This window comes from Dactylosporangium siamense (assembly GCF_016862795.1).
Taxonomy (GTDB): domain Bacteria; phylum Actinomycetota; class Actinomycetes; order Mycobacteriales; family Micromonosporaceae; genus Dactylosporangium; species Dactylosporangium siamense.
The window spans coordinates 183,620-204,115 of sequence record NZ_BONQ01000083.1 but is presented as its reverse complement, the minus strand read 5'-3'; the positions used below and the strand labels follow the sequence as shown (position 1 = coordinate 204,115).

At 70.8% G+C, this 20,496-nt stretch carries 15 protein-coding genes; 10 read left to right on the top strand and 5 right to left on the bottom strand.

Features of this window, described 5'->3' with window-relative positions; genetic code table 11:
• The first annotated feature begins 9 nt into the window (after window positions 1-9).
• On the top strand, window positions 10-1,125 hold the full coding sequence (locus Dsi01nite_RS27855) for an ATP-binding protein (protein ID WP_203849225.1): 1,116 nt from the start codon (window positions 10-12) through the stop codon (window positions 1,123-1,125).
• The gene (locus Dsi01nite_RS27850) at window positions 1,122-4,109 is read left to right on the top strand and encodes a DUF5682 family protein (RefSeq protein WP_239136221.1); all 2,988 of its coding nucleotides are present in this window, start codon (window positions 1,122-1,124) and stop codon (window positions 4,107-4,109) included. The genes Dsi01nite_RS27855 and Dsi01nite_RS27850 overlap by 4 nt, the downstream gene beginning before the upstream one ends.
• A gap of 341 nt (window positions 4,110-4,450) precedes the next feature.
• On the opposite strand, the gene Dsi01nite_RS27845 is transcribed toward Dsi01nite_RS27850, so the two are convergent.
• On the bottom strand, window positions 4,451-5,134 hold the full coding sequence (locus Dsi01nite_RS27845) for a DUF1963 domain-containing protein (RefSeq protein WP_203849224.1): 684 nt from the start codon (window positions 5,132-5,134) through the stop codon (window positions 4,451-4,453).
• Window positions 5,135-5,192: 58 nt separating this feature from the next.
• On the opposite strand from Dsi01nite_RS27845, the gene Dsi01nite_RS27840 reads away from it, so the two are divergent.
• Window positions 5,193-5,891, top strand: a complete 699-nt coding sequence (locus Dsi01nite_RS27840; RefSeq protein WP_203849223.1) for a hypothetical protein — start codon at window positions 5,193-5,195, stop codon at window positions 5,889-5,891.
• A gap of 54 nt (window positions 5,892-5,945) precedes the next feature.
• On the opposite strand, the gene Dsi01nite_RS27835 is transcribed toward Dsi01nite_RS27840, so the two are convergent.
• Window positions 5,946-6,317: a winged helix-turn-helix transcriptional regulator gene (locus Dsi01nite_RS27835; protein WP_203849222.1), complete on the bottom strand. Its 372-nt coding sequence runs from the start codon at window positions 6,315-6,317 to the stop codon at window positions 5,946-5,948.
• An 80-nt stretch (window positions 6,318-6,397) separates the two neighbouring features.
• On the opposite strand from Dsi01nite_RS27835, the gene Dsi01nite_RS27830 reads away from it, so the two are divergent.
• The 3 genes from Dsi01nite_RS27830 to Dsi01nite_RS27820 are packed head-to-tail and all read left to right on the top strand — an operon-like array spanning window position 6,398 to window position 8,920.
• Window positions 6,398-7,240, top strand: a complete 843-nt coding sequence (locus tag Dsi01nite_RS27830) for an SDR family oxidoreductase (protein ID WP_203849221.1) — start codon at window positions 6,398-6,400, stop codon at window positions 7,238-7,240.
• Between the two features lie 58 nt (window positions 7,241-7,298).
• A complete protein-coding gene (locus tag Dsi01nite_RS27825; protein WP_239136220.1) occupies window positions 7,299-7,781 on the top strand; it encodes a SigE family RNA polymerase sigma factor in 483 nt (160 codons plus the stop codon).
• Complete coding sequence (locus Dsi01nite_RS27820) at window positions 7,778-8,920, top strand: hypothetical protein (protein ID WP_203849219.1); 1,143 nt, start codon at window positions 7,778-7,780, stop codon at window positions 8,918-8,920. Before Dsi01nite_RS27825 ends, Dsi01nite_RS27820 begins: the two co-directional genes overlap by 4 nt.
• Here Dsi01nite_RS27820 and Dsi01nite_RS27815 read toward each other — a convergent pair.
• Window positions 8,917-9,540: a hypothetical protein gene (locus tag Dsi01nite_RS27815; RefSeq protein WP_203849218.1), complete on the bottom strand. Its 624-nt coding sequence runs from the start codon at window positions 9,538-9,540 to the stop codon at window positions 8,917-8,919. The two genes, Dsi01nite_RS27820 and Dsi01nite_RS27815, sit on opposite strands and share 4 nt — an antisense overlap.
• Before the next feature lie 132 nt (window positions 9,541-9,672).
• On the opposite strand from Dsi01nite_RS27815, the gene Dsi01nite_RS27810 reads away from it, so the two are divergent.
• From Dsi01nite_RS27810 to Dsi01nite_RS27795, 4 genes are all read left to right on the top strand, one after another.
• Window positions 9,673-11,598 (top strand): IPT/TIG domain-containing protein, encoded by a 1,926-nt coding sequence (locus Dsi01nite_RS27810; RefSeq protein WP_203849217.1) that lies wholly within the window; start codon window positions 9,673-9,675, stop codon window positions 11,596-11,598.
• A gap of 211 nt (window positions 11,599-11,809) precedes the next feature.
• On the top strand, window positions 11,810-12,787 hold the full coding sequence (locus Dsi01nite_RS27805; RefSeq protein WP_239136219.1) for a permuted SH3 domain-containing protein: 978 nt from the start codon (window positions 11,810-11,812) through the stop codon (window positions 12,785-12,787).
• Entirely contained in the window at window positions 12,784-13,458 is a 675-nt protein-coding gene (locus Dsi01nite_RS27800) for an ABC transporter ATP-binding protein (RefSeq protein ID WP_239136218.1), read from the top strand. The genes Dsi01nite_RS27805 and Dsi01nite_RS27800 overlap by 4 nt, the downstream gene beginning before the upstream one ends.
• Complete coding sequence (locus Dsi01nite_RS27795; RefSeq protein WP_203849216.1) at window positions 13,455-14,780, top strand: ABC transporter permease; 1,326 nt, start codon at window positions 13,455-13,457, stop codon at window positions 14,778-14,780. The genes Dsi01nite_RS27800 and Dsi01nite_RS27795 overlap by 4 nt, the downstream gene beginning before the upstream one ends.
• 92 nt (window positions 14,781-14,872) lie before the next feature.
• Here the strand turns inward: Dsi01nite_RS27795 and Dsi01nite_RS27790 are convergent, their stop codons facing one another.
• Window positions 14,873-17,185 (bottom strand): AbfB domain-containing protein, encoded by a 2,313-nt coding sequence (locus Dsi01nite_RS27790; protein ID WP_239136217.1) that lies wholly within the window; start codon window positions 17,183-17,185, stop codon window positions 14,873-14,875.
• 168 nt (window positions 17,186-17,353) lie between these two features.
• Window positions 17,354-20,194: a PQQ-dependent sugar dehydrogenase gene (locus Dsi01nite_RS27785; RefSeq protein WP_203849215.1), complete on the bottom strand. Its 2,841-nt coding sequence runs from the start codon at window positions 20,192-20,194 to the stop codon at window positions 17,354-17,356.
• Window positions 20,195-20,496: the final 302 nt, after the last annotated feature.

The following is a 20,496-nucleotide window of genomic DNA, read 5'->3' as shown; positions in this document are numbered from 1 at the left end:
GAGACCGACATGACCGACGACATGCTGCGCGCCCCCGCCGAGGTCAAATATGCCGATGAGCTCGACTGGCTCGAGTCGATCGACGACGGGCCGAAGCCGTTCTCGTGGCGGCTCAGCCCCAAGATGGTCCGCCTGTTCGTGCTCGGCTCGGAACGCGCCGACGGCCTCGACCGTGAGGTGTCGCAGAAATGGTTCGGCGACCGGAGTTTCGTCGAGCGCAGCATCGTGACGCTCGCCTCCGACCGCGGCCTGCTGCTCATCGGCGACCCCGGCACCGGCAAGAGCTGGCTCGCCGAGCTGCTGTCCGCGGCCATCTCCCGCAACTCGACACTCGTCGTGCAGGGCACCGCCGGCACCACCGAGGACCACATCAAGTATTCGTGGAACGTCTCGATGGTCATCGCCAAGGGCCAGTCGCGGGCCTCGATGATCCCGTCGCCGATCATGACGGCGATGGAGCGGGGCGTCATCGGCCGGTTCGAGGAGCTGACCCGCTCCACCAGTGACGTGCAGGACGCGCTCATCTCGATCCTGTCCGAGAAGTACGTGTCGATCCCCGAGCTCGACGACGACAACATCGTCTTCGCGCAGCCCGGCTTCTCGATCATCGCGACCGCCAACAGCCGCGACCGCGGGGTCAACGACCTGTCCTCCGCGCTCAAGCGCCGGTTCAACTTCGTGCGCATCCCCGTGGTGACGAACAAGCGCAGCGAGGCCGAGATCGTCCGGTTCCGCACCGCGGAGCTGCTGCGCCGGCACCGCATCGAGCTCGACGTGCCGCCCAACCTGCTGGACATCCTGCTGCAGAGCTTCGCCGACCTGCGCACCGCGGCCGCGTCGGCGACCAGCGACGACGAGAAGCTCGAGTCGGCGCTGTCGACCGCCGAGCAGATCGGCGTGCTGGAGGACGCGATCCTGCACAGCACCTTCTTCGGCGACCGCACGCTGCGCGCGCAGACCCTGGCGGGTTCGCTCGTCGGCTCGCTCGCCCGGCGCAGCCCCGAGGATCTCGCGATCCTCAACAAGTACTGGCACGGCGTCGTCGAGCCGCGCAGCAAGCAGGACGGCGGGGACTGGTCGGCCTTCCTCGAGGGCGGCCGCGAGGCGATCGCCACCCTGTCATGAGCGAGCCTTTCGGGGCGCTGCGGCAACAGCTCGTCGAGGCGGCGACCGCGTTCGCCGCCTCGCCGGGCGCCGTGCCCGACATCCTGGCGGGGATCGTCGACGACGTCGACCGGGCGCTGCGCGAGGAGCTGGAGATCTTCCCGGTCTGCCACCACTCGCCGGCGTCCGCCCTCGCCATGGTCCGCAGGCTGCGCGAGAAGCAGCCCAAGGTGATCTATCTGGAGCTGTGCGAGGACCTCACGCCGTTGCTGACGGAGCTGCGCAACTGCCGGCTGCCGGTGGCCCTGCAGGCGTTCGCGTCCGAGCTGGACACGTTCCCGAAGGACTGGGGCCCGCTCAGCGTCATCGCGCCCATCACCGAGGCCTCGGCCGAATACCAGGCCATCGCCTACGCGCTGGACACCCCAGGCGTCGAGCTGGTGCTGGTCGACCGCTCCACCGACCACGTCTTCCAATGGCAGCCGCGCACCCCCGCCACACCGGCGCACGCCGACTCCCCGGATTCCGACTCCTCGGACGAGGACGACGCCGGTGAACTGCACGGCGACGCGGTCGGCATCGAGATCGGCGACCTGCGGCCGCGCTTCGCCGAGCTGGAGACGCACCTGCTGCACCACGGCAAGGTGCGCCACTGGTCGGAGTGGTGGGACCAGTATGTCGAGCAGCCGCTCGTCGACGCCGACTACGCCACCTACCGGCAGGTCATGGTGCTCATCGGCAGCCTCTTCAGGCGGCTGGCGCCCAGCGGCGCCGAGCGGGTCACCGTCGACGAGGACCGCGAGCGCTACATGTGGACGCGCATGCGGGAGCACCTCGCCACGTCCGGCGTCGACCGGTCCGACTGCCTGTACGTGTGCGGCGCCTTCCACGCCGCCAGCCGGGTCGAGCAGTTCGGCACCGGGCCCGACGCGGCCCCGTTCGACATCACCCCGCGCACCGCGACGAAGTGGCTCTACGGGCTGATCCCCTCCAGCCACTCCGCGATCGAAGGCCAGTTCGGGCTCGCCTCGGGCTCCGTGTCGATCGCGGCGGCGACCTGGGCCAAGGCGGTCAGCCGTTCGAAGCTCGCCACGTTCCAACTCGAAGGCCAGCGTGGCAGCCGCAAACGGGCGGCCCGCCCGGCGGCCGGGGCGGTCGAGGCCGGCCCGGTCGCCGACCAGCTGACCCAGTTCCTGGCCAGCCCGCCCGACCTGCACGGGTTCGACGAGGAGGAGCTGCTCGGCTGGTGCGTCGACATCGTCCGGCTGGCCCGCCGCAACGGCTACCTGGCCAGCACCGCGGACGCCATCGCCGTGTTCGAGACGTCGATCCTGCTGGCCGGCATGCGCAACCGGGCCCGTCCCACGCCGTATGACTTCCAGGACGCGGCGGTCACCTGCATCGAGAAGGACGTCATCCCGGGCCGGCGCGACGTGCGGCGGCTCTGCGAGATCCTGCTCGGTGGCGACCGGGTCGGCCAGGTCGGTTACGACGCCCTGCCACCCCTCGCCCGCGACGTCTACGACCGGCTCACCCCGATCGGCCTCGACCTGCGCAAGAGCACCGTGCAGCGGGCGCTGCTCGACCTCAACGGCCGTCCGGAGCTGACCCCCTGCTCGCACCTGCTGTGGATGCTGCGCTACCTGCTGCCCGACGGCGCCGTCCGCCCCATCATGGGCTCGCGCCGGCTCGGTGAGCGCTCCATCCAGGAGAGCTGGGACCTCTCCATCGGCAAGCACCAGCGGTACATCATCGAGCTGGGCTATGAAGGCGTCACCGTCGAGCAGGTCGTCGAGCGGCGGCTGCGCCGGTCCGTGTACGCACCCGACGCCACCGCGGCCGTGGCCCTGCGCGCCGTCGAGGACTCGATCCTGTTCCTCGGCAGCCGGCGGTTCACCGACGAGCTCGGCGCCCGGGCCGTCGAGCTGCTCGCGGCCGAGCGCACCGTGGACGACGCCCCCGACGTGCTGCGCCGCATCCGTCGGCTCCTCGCGCACTACCGGGCCACCGAGCCGGAGCTGCCCGCGTGGTGCGGGTCGTTCGTCACCGCCGGCTATGCGCACTACTGCACCCTGCTGCCGACCGCCTTCGTCGACGACGAGACCGGCGTCCGGCAGGTCGGCGCGATGCTCGGCTTTCTCTTCACCATGGAGGGCCTCGCGCTGTCCCTCGGCTGCGACCGGGCCCAGCTGGAGCTCGCCGTCCGCCAGTCGCACCCCGAGTCGCCGGCCAAGGTCGCGCTGCTCTGGGCCGCTCACCACCAGCTCGGCCTGCTGCCGCTGGCGGACCTGCGGGCGCGGTGCGCCGACCTGCTCGGCAACCCGCTGGTCGTGCCGACGTTCCCGCAATACCTGAGCGGCTTCGTCCAGGCATTGGAGCCGGTGCCGAAGCTGGCCGCCTTCGTGGTGGAGGTGATGTCGGACGCGTTCGCCCACCTGCCCGACCCGGTCCTCCTGCCCTGGCTGCCAACGCTCATCACCACCCTGCGCGACCAGGCCGGCGAGCTGGTGCCGGTCCTGATCCGCGAGGCGGGCCGCACCTTCCCCGCCACGCTCCCCGCCGTCGATGCCTGGGTCCCACCGTGGACCGCCACCACCGGCACACCGACCCAGGGCCCGGGATCACCAGGAATCGCTGGACCGCGCCCAGGCGGTGCCGCCGGCGGGCCTGGCGGACCGGCGGGCGGGCTTGTCGGCGGAGGTGGGGGCTCCGCGGGCTGGGCAGGGCGCGGTGCCGCGGGTGGACCGGGCGATGGGTCCGGTCCGGGCTCGGCGCGCTGGGACGCGGCCATGCCGGTGCTCCGCCTGCTGGCAGAGCACCCTTCGACCTGCGACGACGTTGCCGGACTGGTCGGCATTCCGGGCGACGGCGGGGACGGCCCCGGCTGGCTCGACCTCGACCTGCTCAACACGCCCGCCACACCCGGCAGGTCCACGGTCCAGGCCCTGCTCGAATCCCACCCCGGCGCCATGGACGCTTTGGAGGCGCTCCTGATCGCAGGTTAGGCGACGAAACGCAGGTGGCCTCGGGCGAGACGTCCAGCGGGAACGTTCCAAGGTGCGACGCCCGGGGCCACCGAACCGGCAACGTGGGCCGCGCCAGGTCCGGCACCACCCCATTGAGACGGATCGGACCGGGGGTTGTCGTGGCGTACGTGCGGCCGGGTGGCGCCTGAGGTCACGGACAGCCGCATCCGCCGCCGCGTCTCGGTGCAAGCGTGAAGCGTGGGAGGCGTCCACACGCCCCCGCCTTTCACGCTTTTCGGCGAACATCTGCGCGACGTCGCGGCCCAGGACCCGTCTGCCGACGCCGGCATGGTGGGGGTCCTTCCGCCGGGCGGGAGTGGTCAGGCGGTTTCGAGGTAGCGGCGGGCGTCGGTGAGGCGGCCGGTGGTCAGGTCGGCCTCGGGGAGCCAGAAGGAGACGTTGACGACCTCGCCCCAGGAGGTGCCCGGTTCGGCCTCCAACTGGAGCAGGGGGCGCAGGCCGGGCAGGTGCAGGAAGGCGTCCCGTTGCCAGCCGAGCACCTGGTGCCGGGGCGGCCGGCCGGCGGTGTCCTCGGCCAGGTCGCGGGCGTTCATCGCGGCGACCGGATCGGTGGTGAAGGCGTCGCGGAGGGCGGGGGCGTCGTACGGCGGGACGGACCCGATCCGGTTCGCGGCGAGCGGCAGCGGCGGGATGACCTGGACGCCGGTGGGGGCGGGTCGCGGGGGAAGGCCGGCGGGCACGTGCAGCACCAGGCAACCGTCGTCGTGCCCCGGATCGCCGTGCCATGCGGACCCGGCGGTGAAGGCGTCCTCGTGGAAGAACAGCAGGGCGCCGGTGGCCGGGAGGGTCCAGGTCTCCGGTAGCAGGGCGGCGAGGTCGGCGCAGTCGAGGTGGGCGAGGAGGGTCATGGGGGCGCCGCCGTACGTGGGCCAGTCCGTCCCGTCAGGCAGGCCGGGCAGCCCGCCGTAGGAGTGCCGGGCCGCGGCCGCCGGGGTCACGGTGAGGGCGGCGGCCGGCTCGATCAGGGACTCGAACAGGTGCATGCGGGTCCTCGAGAGGCGATGGAGGCGGAACTGGCACGGGGACTTTAGCGTGGGTTTCATGGAGCCTTCGGCGATCGTGGTGAGTGTCGTCGCCTGCTTCGGGGTGGCCGTCGTGCTGATCGTCGTCGCGGCGGTGGTGGCGGCGCGGCGGGAGCGGCAGCGACGGGAGGCGTTGCGGCTCTGGGCGAAGCGGCACGGCTGGCAGGTGGTGGACCGGCCGCAGGTCGAATGGGGGCGGCGGATGCCCGGCCGGAACCGGCGGGGTGTGTCGCTGGCGCTGTTCGGGACGCTGGGTGGTCGGCCGGTGGGTATCGGTGACTACTCGCACACGACGACGTCGACGTCGACCGATGCCAACGGGGCCAGCCAGACGACGAGCACCACCCATCATCATGTCGCGGTGGTGGTGCGGTTGCGGATGCCGCGGCCGACCGTGGCCGTGCACCGGCGCGGCGGCGGGTCGAAGCTGTGGCGCACGTTGTTCGGGGACAAGGCGACCGCGGTCGGATACGAGGCGTTCGACCGTGCGTACCGGGTGAATGCCCCGGACCCGCGCCTGGTCCGGACCGTGCTCGGCGGGCCGCTGGTCGCGGAGCACGTCGCGGGGCGGTTGCCGGACTGGAGCGTCGAGGGCGACGAGCTGATGACCTTCGTGCCGGGGCGGATCGGGGTGCCCGACGGCATCCCGGCACAGTTCGGCCCCCTGCTGCGGGTCGCGGAGCTGATCGAGGCGCACGCAAACACCACGCAGAGCTGATCGAGGCACACGCAAACACCACGCAGAGCTGATCGAGGCGCACGCAACAGCAATCTAGCGGGCTTCGTCGTAGCGGGCCTGTGCGACGGAGATGTCCGGCATGGAGGCCTCGAGCAGCTCGATCAGCTCCGTGAGCTTGGTCGCGATGCGGCGGCCGGCGTCGGTCAGGCTGTATTCCACGCGGGGCGGGATCGTGCTCTGCACCGTCCGCAGGACCAGACCGTCCCGCTCGAGGGCGTGCAGCGTCTGCGACAGCATCTTCTCGCTCACGCCGTCGACGCGGCGGCGCAGCTCGTTGAACCGGTGCGTGCCGTCCTGCAGCGCGACCAGCGACAGGATGCCCCACCGGCTGGCGACCGTGTCCATGACGGGTCGCGACGTGCAGTTTCGCGCGAAGACGTCGAACACCAGCTCCTCGAAGGACATGAGACAACGGTAACTCACGGTTTGCACTTTCTAGAAGTTAGTGCTTACTGTGGGAGAGTAACCAGGACGAGGGAGTTCTCATGACCATCACCGTTACCGGTGCCACCGGCCAGCTCGGCCGTCTCGTTGTCGCCGCGCTGAAGAGCCAGAACGTGCCGGTGACGGCCGCGGTCCGCAACCCGGCCGCGGCCGGCGGCGACAACGTCCGGCTGGCCGACTACGACCGGCCGGAGACGCTGGTGCCGGCGTTCGAGGGGACCGACCGGCTGCTGCTCATCTCCGGCAACGAGGCCGGCCGGCGGGTCGAGCAGCACCGGGCGGTCGTCGACGCCGCCGTGCGGGCCGGGGTCGGCCACATCGTGTATACGAGCATCACCAGGGCGGACACCTCGACCAACCCGCTCGCACCCGAGCACAAGGCGACGGAGGAGCTGATCGTCGCGTCGGGCCTGCCGTACACCTTCCTGCGCAACAACTGGTACTTCGAGAACTACACGGCCAGCCTGGCCACGGCGCTGGAGCACGGCGTGATCCTCGGTGCCGCGGGTGCGGGCCGGGTGGCCGCCGCGACCCGGGCGGACTTCGCCGCCGGCGCGGCCGCGGTCCTCGCGGCAACGGGGAACGCGCACGCCGGGAAGGTCTACGAGACCGGCGGCGACACGACCATGTCCCTGGCCGACCTGGCCGACGAGGTCACCGCGCAGTCGGGCACCAAGGTTGCCTACCAGGACCTCCCGGCCGACGACTACGCGCAGGCGCTGGTCGGGTTCGGGCTGCCCGAGGGGTTCGCGCGCGTGCTCGCCGCCGCCGACGTGTCGATCGCGCAGGGTAGCCTCGACGTGGCGACCGGTGACCTGTCGGCGCTCATCGGGCGCCCGACGACGACGCTCGCCCAAGCGGTGGCAACGGCCCTGAAAAAGTAGGGAACGCGGCGGTGTCCTCACGCGTGTGTGTGCTGTGGGGACGCCAGTGATGACAGCGATGTCCAGGGCACCGGTCGACGACTTCGAGTCGTTCTACCGGGCCGAAGCCGATCGGCTCTACCGCGCGCTCGCCGTCACGCTCGGCGATCCGCATCTCGCCCGCGACGCCGCGGACGAGGCGCTGGCACGCGCCTACGCCCACTGGGGCAAGGTCCGTGACCACGACAACCCGGGTGGATGGGCGTTCCGCGTCGGACTCAACTGGGCCACCTCCTGGTGGCGCAAGGTCCGGCGGGAGCGCCCGCTGCCGTCCACGGAGACGGGCGCCCGCGTCGACGGGCCGGACACGCATGCGGGCGCGCTCGTCGCCCTGCGCCGGCTGCCGCTGCCACAGCGCGCCGTGATCGTCTGCCGGGTCCTGCTGGACCTGTCCACCGTTGAGACCGCCGCGGTCCTCGGCGTCGCCGAGGGGACCGTCAAGAGCCGGATGGCGCGCGGCCTCGCGGAGCTGCGCCGGGCGCTGAGTGAGGAGCAGTCATGACGATCGATGACATCGCCGCCACGGTACGCCGGGCGGCCGACGCGGTCCCCGACAGCCGCTCCGACCTCTCCACGGTGCTGCGGCGCCACCGGATCAACAAGCGACGCCGCACCGCCGTGGCGGTGGCGGCGATGGTGGCCGTCGTCGCGGCGACCGGCGCGACGGTGACGCTCACCCAACGGCACGAACAACCACAACCGCCGGCCCAGGTCCAACAGACGCCGGCAACCCCGGCACCCGAAACGCCGGCACCGGACGCCCAGCCGCAGCGGCTCCCACTCGACGTCGGCTGGGCGCTGGGGCAGGACAAGAACGGCGGCAAGGTCACGGTCTACGACGTGCGGACCATGCTGGAGCTGCGACCCGACAAGCGGCTCGTCGCCACCCCGTTCCCGGCGGTCGTGGACGACGTCCGCTCGTGGGTCGCGCTCGACGACGGCCGGTTCGTGGTGCTCGGCGGCAAGGACCTGAAGCCCGGCATCCAGCGGCAGGACGGCCCCGACGTCACCGACTTCGCGATCAGGCTGCTGGTCCTCACCCCCGACGGACGGATCACCCAGCAGCGTGAGGTGCGTGTCCAGGGCCAGGACGTCGAGCTGATCGGGGCGACCGCGACGACCGCGTACCTGTACCGGACCCCGGGCCGCATCATGGCGCACGATCTCCAGACCGGGGCCGAGCAGCCGCTCTCCGCGCTGAAGTCGGTGCCCGACTGGGCGACCACCAGGCTGTCGGTCCAGGGCGGGCTGCTGCTCTCGGTGCCGGAGCAGTCCTGCGACCTGACGGCCACCGACCTGGCCACGGGCCGCAAGCTGTTCACCGTGCACCTGCCGGGCCTGCCCGAGTGGTCCTGCCGGACGGCGTGGCCGGCCAGGCTGTCCCCGGACGGCCGGACCCTCGCGATGGCGGTGAAGGGCGGAGACGACGAACAAGCGACCGTGAGCTTGCTGAAGATCGACATCGCGACGGGCAAGGTGACCCCGTTCCCGGTGAGCGGCGGCCCCGTCGGCAAGGAGCTGCGCCCCGGCCCGCTGGGCGTCGGTTGGGTCGGCGGCACGGTCCGGGTCGCGTGGGTGCGGATGCCGTCGCCCGGCGTACACCCGCTGAGCGAGTCGATCCAGGTCACCGACGTCGGCTAGTACGACACCGCGACGGTCGCGACGCCCGCGCCGACCAGTGCCACCGCCCAGACGGTGTCCAGGTCGACGCGGGCCAGCCGCTCCAGCCGCGAGCCCACCACCTGGTAGGCGACCAGCGCGATCACGCCGGCGACGGTGACCATGGCGGCGGTGTGCACGCCGGTGGCCAGGAAGCCCATCCACAGCGGGTCGCCGCCGGCGCCATGGGTGTGACCGAGACCGGCGGGCGGGTTCGCGACCAGCACCGGCACGAGCATGAGGCCGGCGCCGTGGACGCTCGACATGAGAAACGACCACCCGGCGAGCTGGGCCGCGGACAGGTGCAGCCCGGGTGCGCCGACGTGGCGGCGCGACACCGCCCGCCACAGGCCGAAGCCGACCAGGACGATCCCGCCGCCGATCGCCACGAACCTGGTCGCGACCACCGACTGCAGGGCGCTGACGAGGCCCGCGACGACGAAGATCGAGGCGGCGTGCCCGGCGGCGATCGGGACCAGCGCCCGGAGCACCGCGGCCCGGCTGCGCTCCTGCACCCCGTTGGCGACCGCCAGCAACCAGCCCATGCCGGGGTTGAGGCCGTGGAAGGCCCCCATCGCCGCGAGCAGCACGATCACCGGCATGGTCCCGCAGCCTAGTGCGGATGTCCTCCGGCCGGTGGACACCGGCCGGGTGGTCTTCGCGGCAACGCCTCAGGCCGCCTCCCGCGGAGTCGATGGCAGGCACGACGCGGTCAGCGACTTTGAGGAGCACGGATGCGCCCTGGAGCACGAATCATCGTCCGCACCGCCTTCGGCCTGTTGATGGCGGCCGGCGGCACCCTCGTGGCGGTGCCCCTGGCTGCCGCCGCCACCCAGCCGAACGCCGGCCTGCCGCACGCCGTCGGCGGGTTCACCGCTCCGACGACCCGCACGGACGCGAAGAACACGATCGGCGTCTCCGCCGCGCTGCCGGACAGCGCGAGCGTCAAGGCCAACCTGCCGGCCGTCGGCGACCAGGGCCAGATCGCCTCGTGCGTGGCCTGGACCATCGCCCACTCCCTGATGGGCTACTACGCGAAGAAGGACGCCGCGGCCGGCGCCCCGTACGCGCCGCTGTACCTGTACATGCGCTCGGTGCAGAAGGGCGGCGCGCCGAACACGGGCCTGCAGCCGGAGAAGGCGCTGACCGAGGCCACCACGAACGGCGTCGACACCCAGGACGACTACGTCCAGGGCACCAGCAACTACACGATCCAGCCCACCGCCGCGGAGATCGCCAACGCCCGCAACTACAAGGTCGCCAAGTGGACCACCCTGTTCGCCGGGGCCGGCCAGGGCACCGCCGGGCAGGTCGCGCTGGAGACGGCGATCGCCGCCGGTTCGCCGGTCGCCATCGGCATGCCGGTCTTCAAGGACTTCATGTACCTCACCGGCAACACCCTCTACAAGACGACGACCGGGGCCAACCTCGGCGGCCACATGGTGACCGCCTACGGGTACGACGCCGAGGGCCTGTGGATCCGCAACCAGTGGGGCACCTCGTGGGGCGCCGCCGGCGACGCGCACCTCGGGTGGGACTTCGTCAACAAGAACGTGCAGGCCGCGTACACGATCAGCGGGGTGAACACACCGTCCTCCGTCACCGCGCCGCGGCCGTCGGTGTCGACGCTGTCGCAGGTGCGTGGCTCGGTCACGGGTGGCACCGAGGTCATCATCGCCGGTGGCAACCTGAGCAGCGCCACGGCGGTGAAGTTCGGCGAGACCGCCGCGCAGTTCCGCAAGGTCGAGACCAACGGGGTCACCACCCTGGTCGCCACGACGCCGCCGCACGCCAGGGGCGCCGTCGACGTGACCGTCATCAACGCCGCCGGAGCGAGCGCGCTGAACTCGCAGGCGCGCTTCCTGTACCAGCCGCCGCTGCCCGTCGTGACCAGCCTCAGCGCCGCGACCGCGTCCGTGGTCGGCGGCAACGTCCTGACGGTCACCGGTGCGAACCTGGACGGCGCGACCGCGGTCCGGATCGGCGCCAACGCCGCCGCCAACGTGAAGGTGATGTCGTCGACGACGGTCGCGTTCACCGTGCCGGCGAAGCTCGTCACCGGCATCTACGACGTCACGGTGGTGACGCCGTCCGGCGTCAGCGCGACGGTCGCCGCCGGCAAACTGGCGATCGTCAACCCGCCCGCGCCGACGATCACGGCCCTGAGCGTGACCAGCGGACCGACGTACACCACCACGCCCGTCGTCGTGACCGGCACCAACCTCAGCGGCGTCACCGCCGTCCGGGTCGACAACGTGAGCGCCATGTATCAGCGCATCTCCGACACCCAGCTCAAGGTCACGATGCCGGTCCACCCGGCCGGGCCGGCGAAGATCAGGGTCACCACCATCGGCGGCGTCGTCGAGGGCACCGCCACGCCGTTCACCTACGTCGCGCCGCCGGCCCCGTCCGTGGCCGCGGTGACCCCCGCGACCGGCGGGACCAAGTCGTGGACGACCGTCGAGGTCTCCGGCAGCAACTTCGGCACGGTCGACCGGGTCACCTCGAACGGTGCCGTGGTCTCCTTCGCGAAGCTGTCGGAGACGAGGCTCAAGGTGTACCTGCCGCCGCGCTCGCCCGGCACGGTGCAGATCCAGGTCATCACCAAGGGTGGCACCAGCGTCGCTGCCCCCGCGTCGATCTTCACCTACAAGGTCTGACGCACCCGCAGGCGACCGCCCCGCACCGGCAACGGCGCGGGGCGGTCGCCTGCGTCTCTAAAGAAGGTCCAGGAAAAGGGAGGGGTTGCTTCGGAACGCTGTCATCTTCAGTACATTTCCTCACCCGAATCAGATGCATGACGGGGCATCACCTCACCCTGACGACCGCTACCCTTTGCCGGACTTCGATCCTTGCTGGGGGTGAACCCGGGTGCGACGAATCCTTTTCGCGGTGGCCGCCGCCGGTGCGCTGAGTGCACTGGGTGCTTGCACGGCGTCAGGCGGGGAGGAGGTGAACACGCCCGGCCTCGCCGACCGGGGCGTCACGATGACGACGGTGAAGCCGACCCGCCAGGACCTGACCAACAAGGTGAGCCTGACCGGCAAGGTGCAGCTGAGCCCCACGTTCGGCCTGGTCGCCCCGATCGACGGCGAGATCCGCTACCTCGACGTGAAGGCGTCGACGAGCACGCCGACCAAGCCCACCAAGGTCGCCAACATCTGGGTCAGCGGTAAGGCCACGCCCATCGAGGTGCCGGCCGGGGCCATCTTCAGCGGCCGGCTCGTCGACGACCGGTCCAAGGTGACCGCCGGCATGCCGATCGTCTCGGCGAAGCAGGTCGGCTACGGCGTCGTCGCGGACATCGACGGGTCGCAGGCGTACCAGATCTCCGACAAGCTCGAGTCGGTGCAGGCCCAGATCAAGAGCGGCCCGGGGCCGTTCCCGTGCACGGTGCTCGGCACGCTCGCGGCGCTGCCGGCCGGCACGATCCCCGAGCCGGTGACCCCGACGCCCAACCCGACCGCCAGCGCGGCCCCGCCGAGGGTGATCGGCCAGCAGCAGCAACAACAGCCGTCGGAGCCTACGGGCATGCGGCTCGTCTGCATTCCGCCGGCCGACGTCAAGGCGATCAACGGCGCCGCCGCCACGGTCGAGGTGATCACCGCCCGGGCCGCGAACGCCCTCGTCCTGCCGGTCGAGGCGGTCGCCGGATCGCAGGGCAAGGGCAAGGTCGACGTGGTCAAGGCGGACCAGACCCGGGAGACCCGCGAGGTCACGCTCGGCCTCAGCGACGGCAAGGTCATCGAGATCAAGAGCGGCCTCACCGGCGACGAGACCGTGGCGGTGCCGGGACCGAACCTGCCCGCCGCCAAGAACCAAGAGCCCATGCCCGGGTTCACCAAGTGAGTCCGCTCATCGAGATGGTGGGCATCACCAAGACCCTCAAGGGCCAGCAGGAGCCGCGGGTGATCCTCGACGGCGTCGACCTCACCGTCGACCGCGGCGAGAGCGTGGCGATCCTCGGCCGGTCGGGATCGGGCAAGAGCACCCTGCTGAGCCTCATCGGGCTGTTCGACCGGCCGGATGACGGGCACTACTTCATGAACGGCCGCGACCTGGCCCGCATCCCCGAGCGCAAGGCCGCCGCCCTGCGCAGCGCCGAGTTCGGCTTCGTCTTCCAGCGCTTCTTCCTGCTCAAACACCTCACCGCCGCGCAGAACGTGGCGATGGCCCTGGTCAACGGGCAGGGCTGGCTGCCACGCCGGCACCGCCGCGCCCGCGTGCTCGAGGCGCTCGACCAGGTCGGCATCGCACACCTGGCCAAGCAGCGGCCCGCGAAGCTCTCCGGCGGTGAGCAACAGCGGGTCGCGGTCGCCCGGGCCCTCGTGCGCAGCCCGAGCCTGCTGCTCGCCGACGAGCCCACCGGCGCTCTGGACACGGAGACCGGCAATCTCGTCATCGAGGTCATGCGCGCCGCCACCGACCGCGGCTGCGGCCTGATCCTCGTCACGCACGATCACGCCCACGCGGCCAAGATGCAACGCGTGCTGTCCCTGAGCGACGGGGTGCTGACATGATCCGACTCTCCGGGCGGTTCCGCTCCGCGCTCATCATCGGCGGGCAGGGCATCCGGTCGCGCAAGCTGCGCACGTTCCTGTCCATGATCAGCCTGTTCCTGGGCGTGCTGGCGGTCGTCACCGTCCAGGCCGGCGCGGAGACCGCCAAGACCCTGCGCCTGGCCGACCTGGAGCTGCACATCGGCAAGGACGGCACCCGGCAGATGTACATCCCGTCGATGCCCGACGCGATGGACGCCGCGCTCACCACGGTCGCCGGCAAGGCGGACGCCGTCGGCGTCATGGGGTATCAGGCGATCATCGGCGAGCCGAACGTGGTGCCGATCAACCAGGGCGCGGCGCCGTTCGACAACACCGACGGCGGCTACTACGGGCCGCCCATGCAGATGGACTGCAACCCGATGACCGGCGAGTGCCGCCCCATCAAGGACGAGCAGGCGGCGCAGCCGACCCGCGGGCAGGCGGTCGAGCTGGTCCTGCAGGGGCTCACCGGCGACATCCGGCAGTTCCGCCCGTTCCGCCCGGTGGCCGGCAACTGGCTCGACTTCAGCGGCGACCCGTCGTATTCGCCGCGGCTGGTGCTGAACAAGGAGGCCGCGAAGGGCTTCACCCGCTACCAGATCCCGGCCGAGATGCGGGTCGAGGGCGCCACCGCGAACCCGACCCCGCGCATCGTCGGGGTGGTGGACGACGGCAACAGCCAGCCGACCGCCTACGTCCGGGTCGACGAGATGCGCAACTGGATGCCGAAGACCACCGCGAACCAGATGTACGGCCCCGGCATGCAGCTGCTGTTCGCCCCCACGGCGGGAGAGACCGAGGCCCTGGTGGTCCGCAAGATCACCGCGCTCGGCGTGTCCCGGGACATGCTGCACGTCGAGACCATCAACGCCCGCAAGGACATCGCCGAAGAACTGGCGATCATCCGCTGGATCTTCCTCGGCATGGCCGGTCTGGTACTGCTCATCGGCGTCGCCGGCATCCTCAACGTCGGCCTGGCCACGGTCGGCGAGCGGGTCGAGGAGTTCGCGCTGCGCCGGGCGGTCGGCACGCCACGCTCGCTGCTGGCCGGCATCGTGCTGGCCGAGACGCTGCTGACCGGGCTGCTCACCGCGGCCGCCGCGATCGGTCTCGGCGTGGTGGCGATCGACGTGGGGGCGGGGCTGTTCGGCTCACGCGTGCCGCAGCTGCAGGACCTCACGTTCCCCTGGCAGGCGGGCGTCGCCGGGGTCATCGCCGGTCTCGTGGCAGGGCTGCTCGGCGGCCTGATCCCGGCGATCCGCGCCGCGCGGATCCCGATTGCCACCGTGATGCGCGCCTAAGGCCCTCGCGGAACCGCCTGCGAAGCCGACGGAGCCAGAAACAGAAACGGGGGGACGCCGGTCGGCGTCCCCCCGTTTCGATCCACCCTTTACTACGGGGCCCAGGGGTTCTCCACGGACCACGTCGTGTCTTCGGTGAAGCTGGTGGGGTTGTCCCACGCGTTCGGGCCGCCGGGAGTCGCCAGCCACAGCTCCGACGCCCGGTGGCGCAGGAACTGGCCCGGGAAGTTCCAGGCGGTCAGCCGGACCCCGCCGGTGCCCTGCTGGGCGCACCAGGTGGCGTCGGCCTTGAACAGCGCCGAGTTGTCATTGGCGTCCTTGCGGATCCGGAACGCCTGGTGCCGCAGGTACTGGCCGGGGTAGTTGCGTGACTCGAACGAGTAGCACGTCGAGTCGGCCAGGCCCGGCACGATCCGCCAGGTCGCGTCCTGCTTCAGCAGCGCGCTGCTGTTGGCGTCGACGACCTCGGTGTAGCCGAGGCTGTTCTGGTGCCGGATGTACCTGGTGGTGCAGCACGGCGTCACGACCCGGAACGAGTGGTATCCGCTGGGCAGCGTGGCCGGCGGCGGCGGGTTGGTGGAGGCGTTGATGAGCGCCTGGTTCGCGGCCCGGACCCGGGCCGCGTCGACCTTCACCACCTGCCGGTCGTAGGTGAGGAAGCCGTTGCTCTCGTTCTCCACGTCGGTGATCTCGGTGTAGACCGACGCGGACAGGCCCGCGGGCATGCCGCCGGTGCGGATCTGGTCATACAGGCCGACGACGCGGTTGTTGAGCGCCGCGGCGTTGGCCTGGTCCTCATAGCTGAAGCCGTTGCCCGGCGACCATTCATGGCCGGACACGCGAAGGCCGAGGCCGCCGAACTCGCCCAGGACCGCGGCCCGGGTCGCGGTCGGCAGGGTGGAGCCGGGACCGACGTAGATGTGGTTGTCGATCACGTCGCCGTTGCCGCCGTCGACGGAGCCGCAGCAGTTGACCCCGCTCATGTTGTTGACCAGGCGCGACGGGTCGTAGGCCTTGACCTCGTTGGCGATGCGGGCCTGGTCGTACTGGCCCCAGCCCTCGTTCTGGTCGACCCACATGACCAGCGCCGGCGAGCTGCGGTGCTGGTCGATGATGCGGTCGAACTCCAGTTCCCACTGGGTGCGGGCGGCCGTCGTCGGGTTCTTGCCGGTCGGCATGGCGGGCATGTCCTGCCACACCAGCAGGCCGAGCTGGTCCGCGGCGTAGAACCAGCGCTGCGGCTCCACCTTGATGTGCTTGCGGACCATGTTGAAGCCCAGGTCCTTGTGCGCCTGCAGGTCGGAGCGCAGGGCCGCGTCGGTGGGCGCGGTGTAGATGCCGTCGGGCCAGTAGCCCTGGTCCAGGGTGCCGGACTGGAAGACGAACTGACCGTTGAGCAGGATGCGCAGCTTGCCGTTGATGTTGCCGATCGAGATCGAGCGCATCCCGGCGTAGCTGCCGACCGAGTCCACCACGGTCGAGCCGCTCTTGAGGTCGACGCGGACGGTGTACAGGAAGGGATCGCTGGGCGACCAGCGGTGCGCGTTGGGCACCGGGACGCTGAACGCGGAGCCCACCCCACCGTTGGCGGTGCCGACCTGGGTGGTGCCGGACAGGACGGTGGCGGTCACGGTCTGCCCGGACAGCCCGGCGCCCTGGACGTTCACCGACAGGGTGTTGTTGGAGATGTTCGGCACCAGGTCCACCCGGGTGATCCGGGCGGTCGGGGTCGGCTCCAGCCAGACGGTCTGCCAGATGCCCGAGGAGCCGGTGTAGAAGATGCCGCCGCCCGCGTGCGGGAGCACGTCGTTGCGGCGCTGCTTGCCGACGGCCTGCGTGCCGGCGTCGGTCGGGTCGTACACGCCGACGATGATCGTGTTGGTGCCGCCGTTGAGCAGGCCGGTGATGTCGTAGGTGAAGGCGTCGTAGCCGCCGCTGTGGACGGCGCCCGCCTGGGTGCCGTTGACCCACACGGTGCTCTGCCAGTCGACCGCGCCGAAGTTGAGCTGGACCCGGCGGCCGGCCCAGCCCGACGGGATCGTGAAGGTGCGCTTGTACCAGAGCTTGTCGTTTTCGGTGACCTTGCGCTGGATGCCCGACAGGGCGGACTCGACGGGGTACGGCACCCGGATCTGCTCGCCGAACGTGGCGGGCGGGCTGGTCTGGCCGCTGCCGGTGACCGCGAAGTCCCAGATGCCGTTGAGGTTCTGCCAGTCGGTCCTGGTCAGCTGCGGGCGGGGGTACTCGGGCAGCGGGTTGGTCGTGGACACCGAGTTGGTCCACGGGGTGGTCATCGGTGGTGTCTTGGGGGTCCATGCGCTCGCCGGACTCGCCATGGCGATCACGGTGCCCGCCGTGGCCAGCACAGGGGCCAGGGAGAGCGCGAACCATCTGGAGAGCTTCATCAGGCTCCTCGAGGTATGCGTCAGCCCCGGTGGCGGCCGAGGCTGGTCCGTGGAGACGACGGACGTCCCCACGGACCAACACATACACTCACGATCCAACGAAGAGTGTCAAGAGGCACTCATCAATGTCCCGCACACGCGGGACAATGGACCGCACATTTTCCAACATCAGGCGCCGATGAGTTCGAACTTCTCCCAGGGCCCGATCGCCGCCCGGTTCGCGATGAGCGAGCCGGCGCCGTTGTTCTCCGCGGTGACGTACTGGCTGTTCACCGTCGCCTGCAGGCTCTCGCTGCCGTCGGCGTTGCGGATCAGGTTGAACGTCTCCCACGAGCCGGCCGTCGCCCGGTTGGCGAGCAGCGGGTTCGCGCCGGCGTTCTCCGCGCAGACGAACTGGCCATTGGCCTTCGACTTCAGCGCCACCTTGCCGCCGCCGAGGTCGACGAGCTCGAACTGCTGCGCGGTGCCGATCGTCGCCGAGTTGGCGATCAGTGCGGTGGTCGCGTTCGCCGCGGTCACGTACTGGTTGTTCGTCAGCGAACGGAGGCTCACCGTCGGGCCGGCACTGACCGTCCCGGTCGTGAACGTGAACGCGTCCACGTCGAACAGGTAGCCGGTGCCGCCCTTGAACACCAGGTACAGCGTGGTCGCCGAAGAAGGCGCCCCGGAGAGGTTCGCCGTGACGTTGGCGAACGTCTCCCAGCCGCCGGTCGGGGCGACCGTGGCGGTGCCGAGCAGGGTGCCCGTCGCCGAGCCGGCGCGGACCTCGATCGTGCCGCCGGCGCCCGCCGAGGAGACCCGGGCGGTGAACTGGGTGGCGTTGTTCAGCAGGTACGGCGTGTAGGAGATCCAGTCGCCGTTCTCGATGAAGCCGGCCGTGTTGCCGCCCTCGGCCGCCGCGTGCGGGGCGACCTGGACGCCCGACTGGGCGCCGAAGTGCTCGCCCTGGCGGTGCTTGGGCTGCAGCGTGCGGATCACGTGCGTGGTGAGCCCGCCGTTGTCGGTGTACGCCGCGTCGAAGACGCCGAAGATGTTCGCGGCCGCGTCGTGCTCACCGTCGACCGGCACGGCGATCGAGCCGGTGCAGCCGGTCTTCGAGGTGATCTGGTGCGCGTGGCTGTCGTGACCCAGCGAGTAGGTCATGCTCACCCGCGAGCAGTTGATCGTGCCGTCCTCGGGGTCGGTGACGCTGATCGTGAACGGCACGGTGTCGCCGAAGTTGAACAGCTGGCCGTTGGCCGGCAGCGACAGCGTCACGCTCGGCGCGCTGTTGCCGACGGTGATGACGGTGCTCGCGGAGCCGGTGAGGCCCTGCGGGTCCTTGACGGTCAGCGTCGGGGTCTTCGTGCCGTTGGTGGTGTAGGTGAAGGACGGGTTCGCGGCCGTCGAGTCGGTGGTGCCGTTGCCGTCGAAGTCCCAGGCGTAGGTGAGCGCGCCACCCTCGGGGTCGGAGCTGCCGGACGAGGAGAAGCTCACCGTCAGCGGGTTGGGGCCGGACGTCACCGACGGAGTGATCTTCGCCGTCGGCGCGCGGTTGCCGCCGCCGATGTACTCCACCCGGTACAGGGCCTGGTTGTTGCTGCCGGTGCCGTAGTCCAGCACGTACAGCGCGCCGTCGGGACCGAAGGCCATGTCCATGACCTGCGTGCCGGCCCACGGGAAGGTCGAGATCTCGCCCGGGGATCCGTCCGCGTTGATCTTCACCGGCTTGATCCACCGGCGGCCGTACTCACCGGCGAAGAAGTTGCCGTCCAGGCTCTGGGGGAACTTCACCGCCGAGTTGAGCCCGGCGTTGTAGCGGTACACCGGACCACCCATCGGCGACTCGGAGCCGCCGCCGAACTCCGGCGGGGTCGAGTCGAACCCGTAGCGGATCCAGCTGGACTTCGCCGCGGGCAGCGTGGCGAGACCGGTGTTGCGGAAGGAGTTGTTCGTGGGCCCGCCGCCGCAGTTGTACTTGGGGCCGGTCGAGTTGGTGGCGAAGTTCCACTCGTTGTAGGTCTCGTTGGTCGAGTTGGTGCCGGTGCAGTACGGCCAGCCGTAGTTGCCCGCGGCCGTGATCCGGTTGAACTCGACCTGCCCGCCCGGGCCCCGGTTGGCGTCGGCGGCGCCGGCGTCCGGGCCGTAGTCGCCCAGGTAGACGACGCCGGTCGGCTTGTCCACGCTCATCCGGAACGGGTTGCGCAGGCCCATCGCATAGATCTCGGGACGGGTCTTCGCGGTGCCCGGCGCGAACAGGTTGCCGGACGGGATGGCATACGTGCCGTCCGTGTTCGGCTTGATCCGCAGGACCTTGCCCCGCAGGTCGTTGGTGTTCGCCGAAGAGCGCTGCGCGTCGTACTGCGGGTTGCGGTCGGTCCGCTCGTCGATCGGCGCGTAGGATCCTGACTCGAACGGGTTCGTGTCGTCACCCGTGGTCAGGTACAGGTTGCCCGACGCGTCGAAGTCGATGTCGCCGCCCACGTGGCAGCAGCTGCCCCGGTCGTTGTCGACGGTCAGCACGACCTTCTCGCTGGCGAAGTCGAGCGTGTTGTCGGCCTTCAGCGTGAAGCGGGAAAGGTTGAGGTGCCCCTTCCAGGGCGCGAAGTCGGCGGCGGTGCCGGAGGCCGGCGAGTCGCCCGCGGGGGTCGACAGCGTCGGCGAGTAATACAGCCAGACCCACCGGTTGGAGGCGAAGCCGGGGTCGACGGCGACGCCCTGCAGGCCCTCCTCGTCGTGCGTGTAGACGGAGAGCTTGCCGGCGACCTTGGTGTTACCGGCGGCGTCGGTGACGCGGACTGTGCCGTCGCGGGCCGTGTGGATCACGGTGCGGTCCGGCATCACGGCCAGGGACATCGCCTCGCCGAGCTCGGCGCTGCCGAGGGCCAGCTGGACGTGCTGGTAGTCGGTGGCCGGGAGGGGGATCGCGGCGGCGGCGGGTGCGTGGGCCACCGCGGCCACGACGGAACTGCCGGCGGCGAGGGTGGCTGCGGTGAGCAGCCGTCTCCACCGGCGCGGGGATGGTGCCATTGCGGGGGGTCCTTCCTGGGCTGATGGGGGTTCCAGCCAGGCAAGACGCGCGCCGATCGCGCTTCCTGAATCGCGTGCGGTGCGGGGCGCCGACCCTTCGCGCGCGCGGGCGGTGACAACTGTGGCGGTGGATGGCGGCCACCGTGTTAGTTATCAGAGCTAACTAACCACCGCAGGAAGCAAACGGCAATGCTGAGTTTTTCAAGATGTGGCATTTCGTCCATTGCGCGAAGAACTCATGACAGTCGATGTGCACATTGAGAACCTCCGGGGTTTGTCGTTATAGAACCGTTACCTCTTGC

What these genes read in the sequence shown, in the direction of transcription:
- Dsi01nite_RS27830 (WP_203849221.1), top strand. Translation starts at nt 6,398, where the DNA reads ATGACCATCACCGTTACCGGTGCCACCGGCCAGCTCGGCCGTCTCGTT.
- Dsi01nite_RS27790 (WP_239136217.1), bottom strand. Translation starts at nt 17,185, where the DNA reads ATGAAGCTCTCCAGATGGTTCGCGCTCTCCCTGGCCCCTGTGCTGGCC.
- Dsi01nite_RS27795 (WP_203849216.1), top strand. Translation starts at nt 13,455, where the DNA reads ATGATCCGACTCTCCGGGCGGTTCCGCTCCGCGCTCATCATCGGCGGG.
- Dsi01nite_RS27845 (WP_203849224.1), bottom strand. Translation starts at nt 5,134, where the DNA reads ATGCACCTGTTCGAGTCCCTGATCGAGCCGGCCGCCGCCCTCACCGTG.
- Dsi01nite_RS27815 (WP_203849218.1), bottom strand. Translation starts at nt 9,540, where the DNA reads ATGCCGGTGATCGTGCTGCTCGCGGCGATGGGGGCCTTCCACGGCCTC.
- Dsi01nite_RS27785 (WP_203849215.1), bottom strand. Translation starts at nt 20,194, where the DNA reads ATGGCACCATCCCCGCGCCGGTGGAGACGGCTGCTCACCGCAGCCACC.
- Dsi01nite_RS27825 (WP_239136220.1), top strand. Translation starts at nt 7,299, where the DNA reads ATGTCCAGGGCACCGGTCGACGACTTCGAGTCGTTCTACCGGGCCGAA.
- Dsi01nite_RS27855 (WP_203849225.1), top strand. Translation starts at nt 10, where the DNA reads ATGACCGACGACATGCTGCGCGCCCCCGCCGAGGTCAAATATGCCGAT.
- Dsi01nite_RS27835 (WP_203849222.1), bottom strand. Translation starts at nt 6,317, where the DNA reads ATGTCCTTCGAGGAGCTGGTGTTCGACGTCTTCGCGCGAAACTGCACG.
- Dsi01nite_RS27840 (WP_203849223.1), top strand. Translation starts at nt 5,193, where the DNA reads ATGGAGCCTTCGGCGATCGTGGTGAGTGTCGTCGCCTGCTTCGGGGTG.
- Dsi01nite_RS27810 (WP_203849217.1), top strand. Translation starts at nt 9,673, where the DNA reads ATGCGCCCTGGAGCACGAATCATCGTCCGCACCGCCTTCGGCCTGTTG.
- Dsi01nite_RS27850 (WP_239136221.1), top strand. Translation starts at nt 1,122, where the DNA reads ATGAGCGAGCCTTTCGGGGCGCTGCGGCAACAGCTCGTCGAGGCGGCG.
- Dsi01nite_RS27820 (WP_203849219.1), top strand. Translation starts at nt 7,778, where the DNA reads ATGACGATCGATGACATCGCCGCCACGGTACGCCGGGCGGCCGACGCG.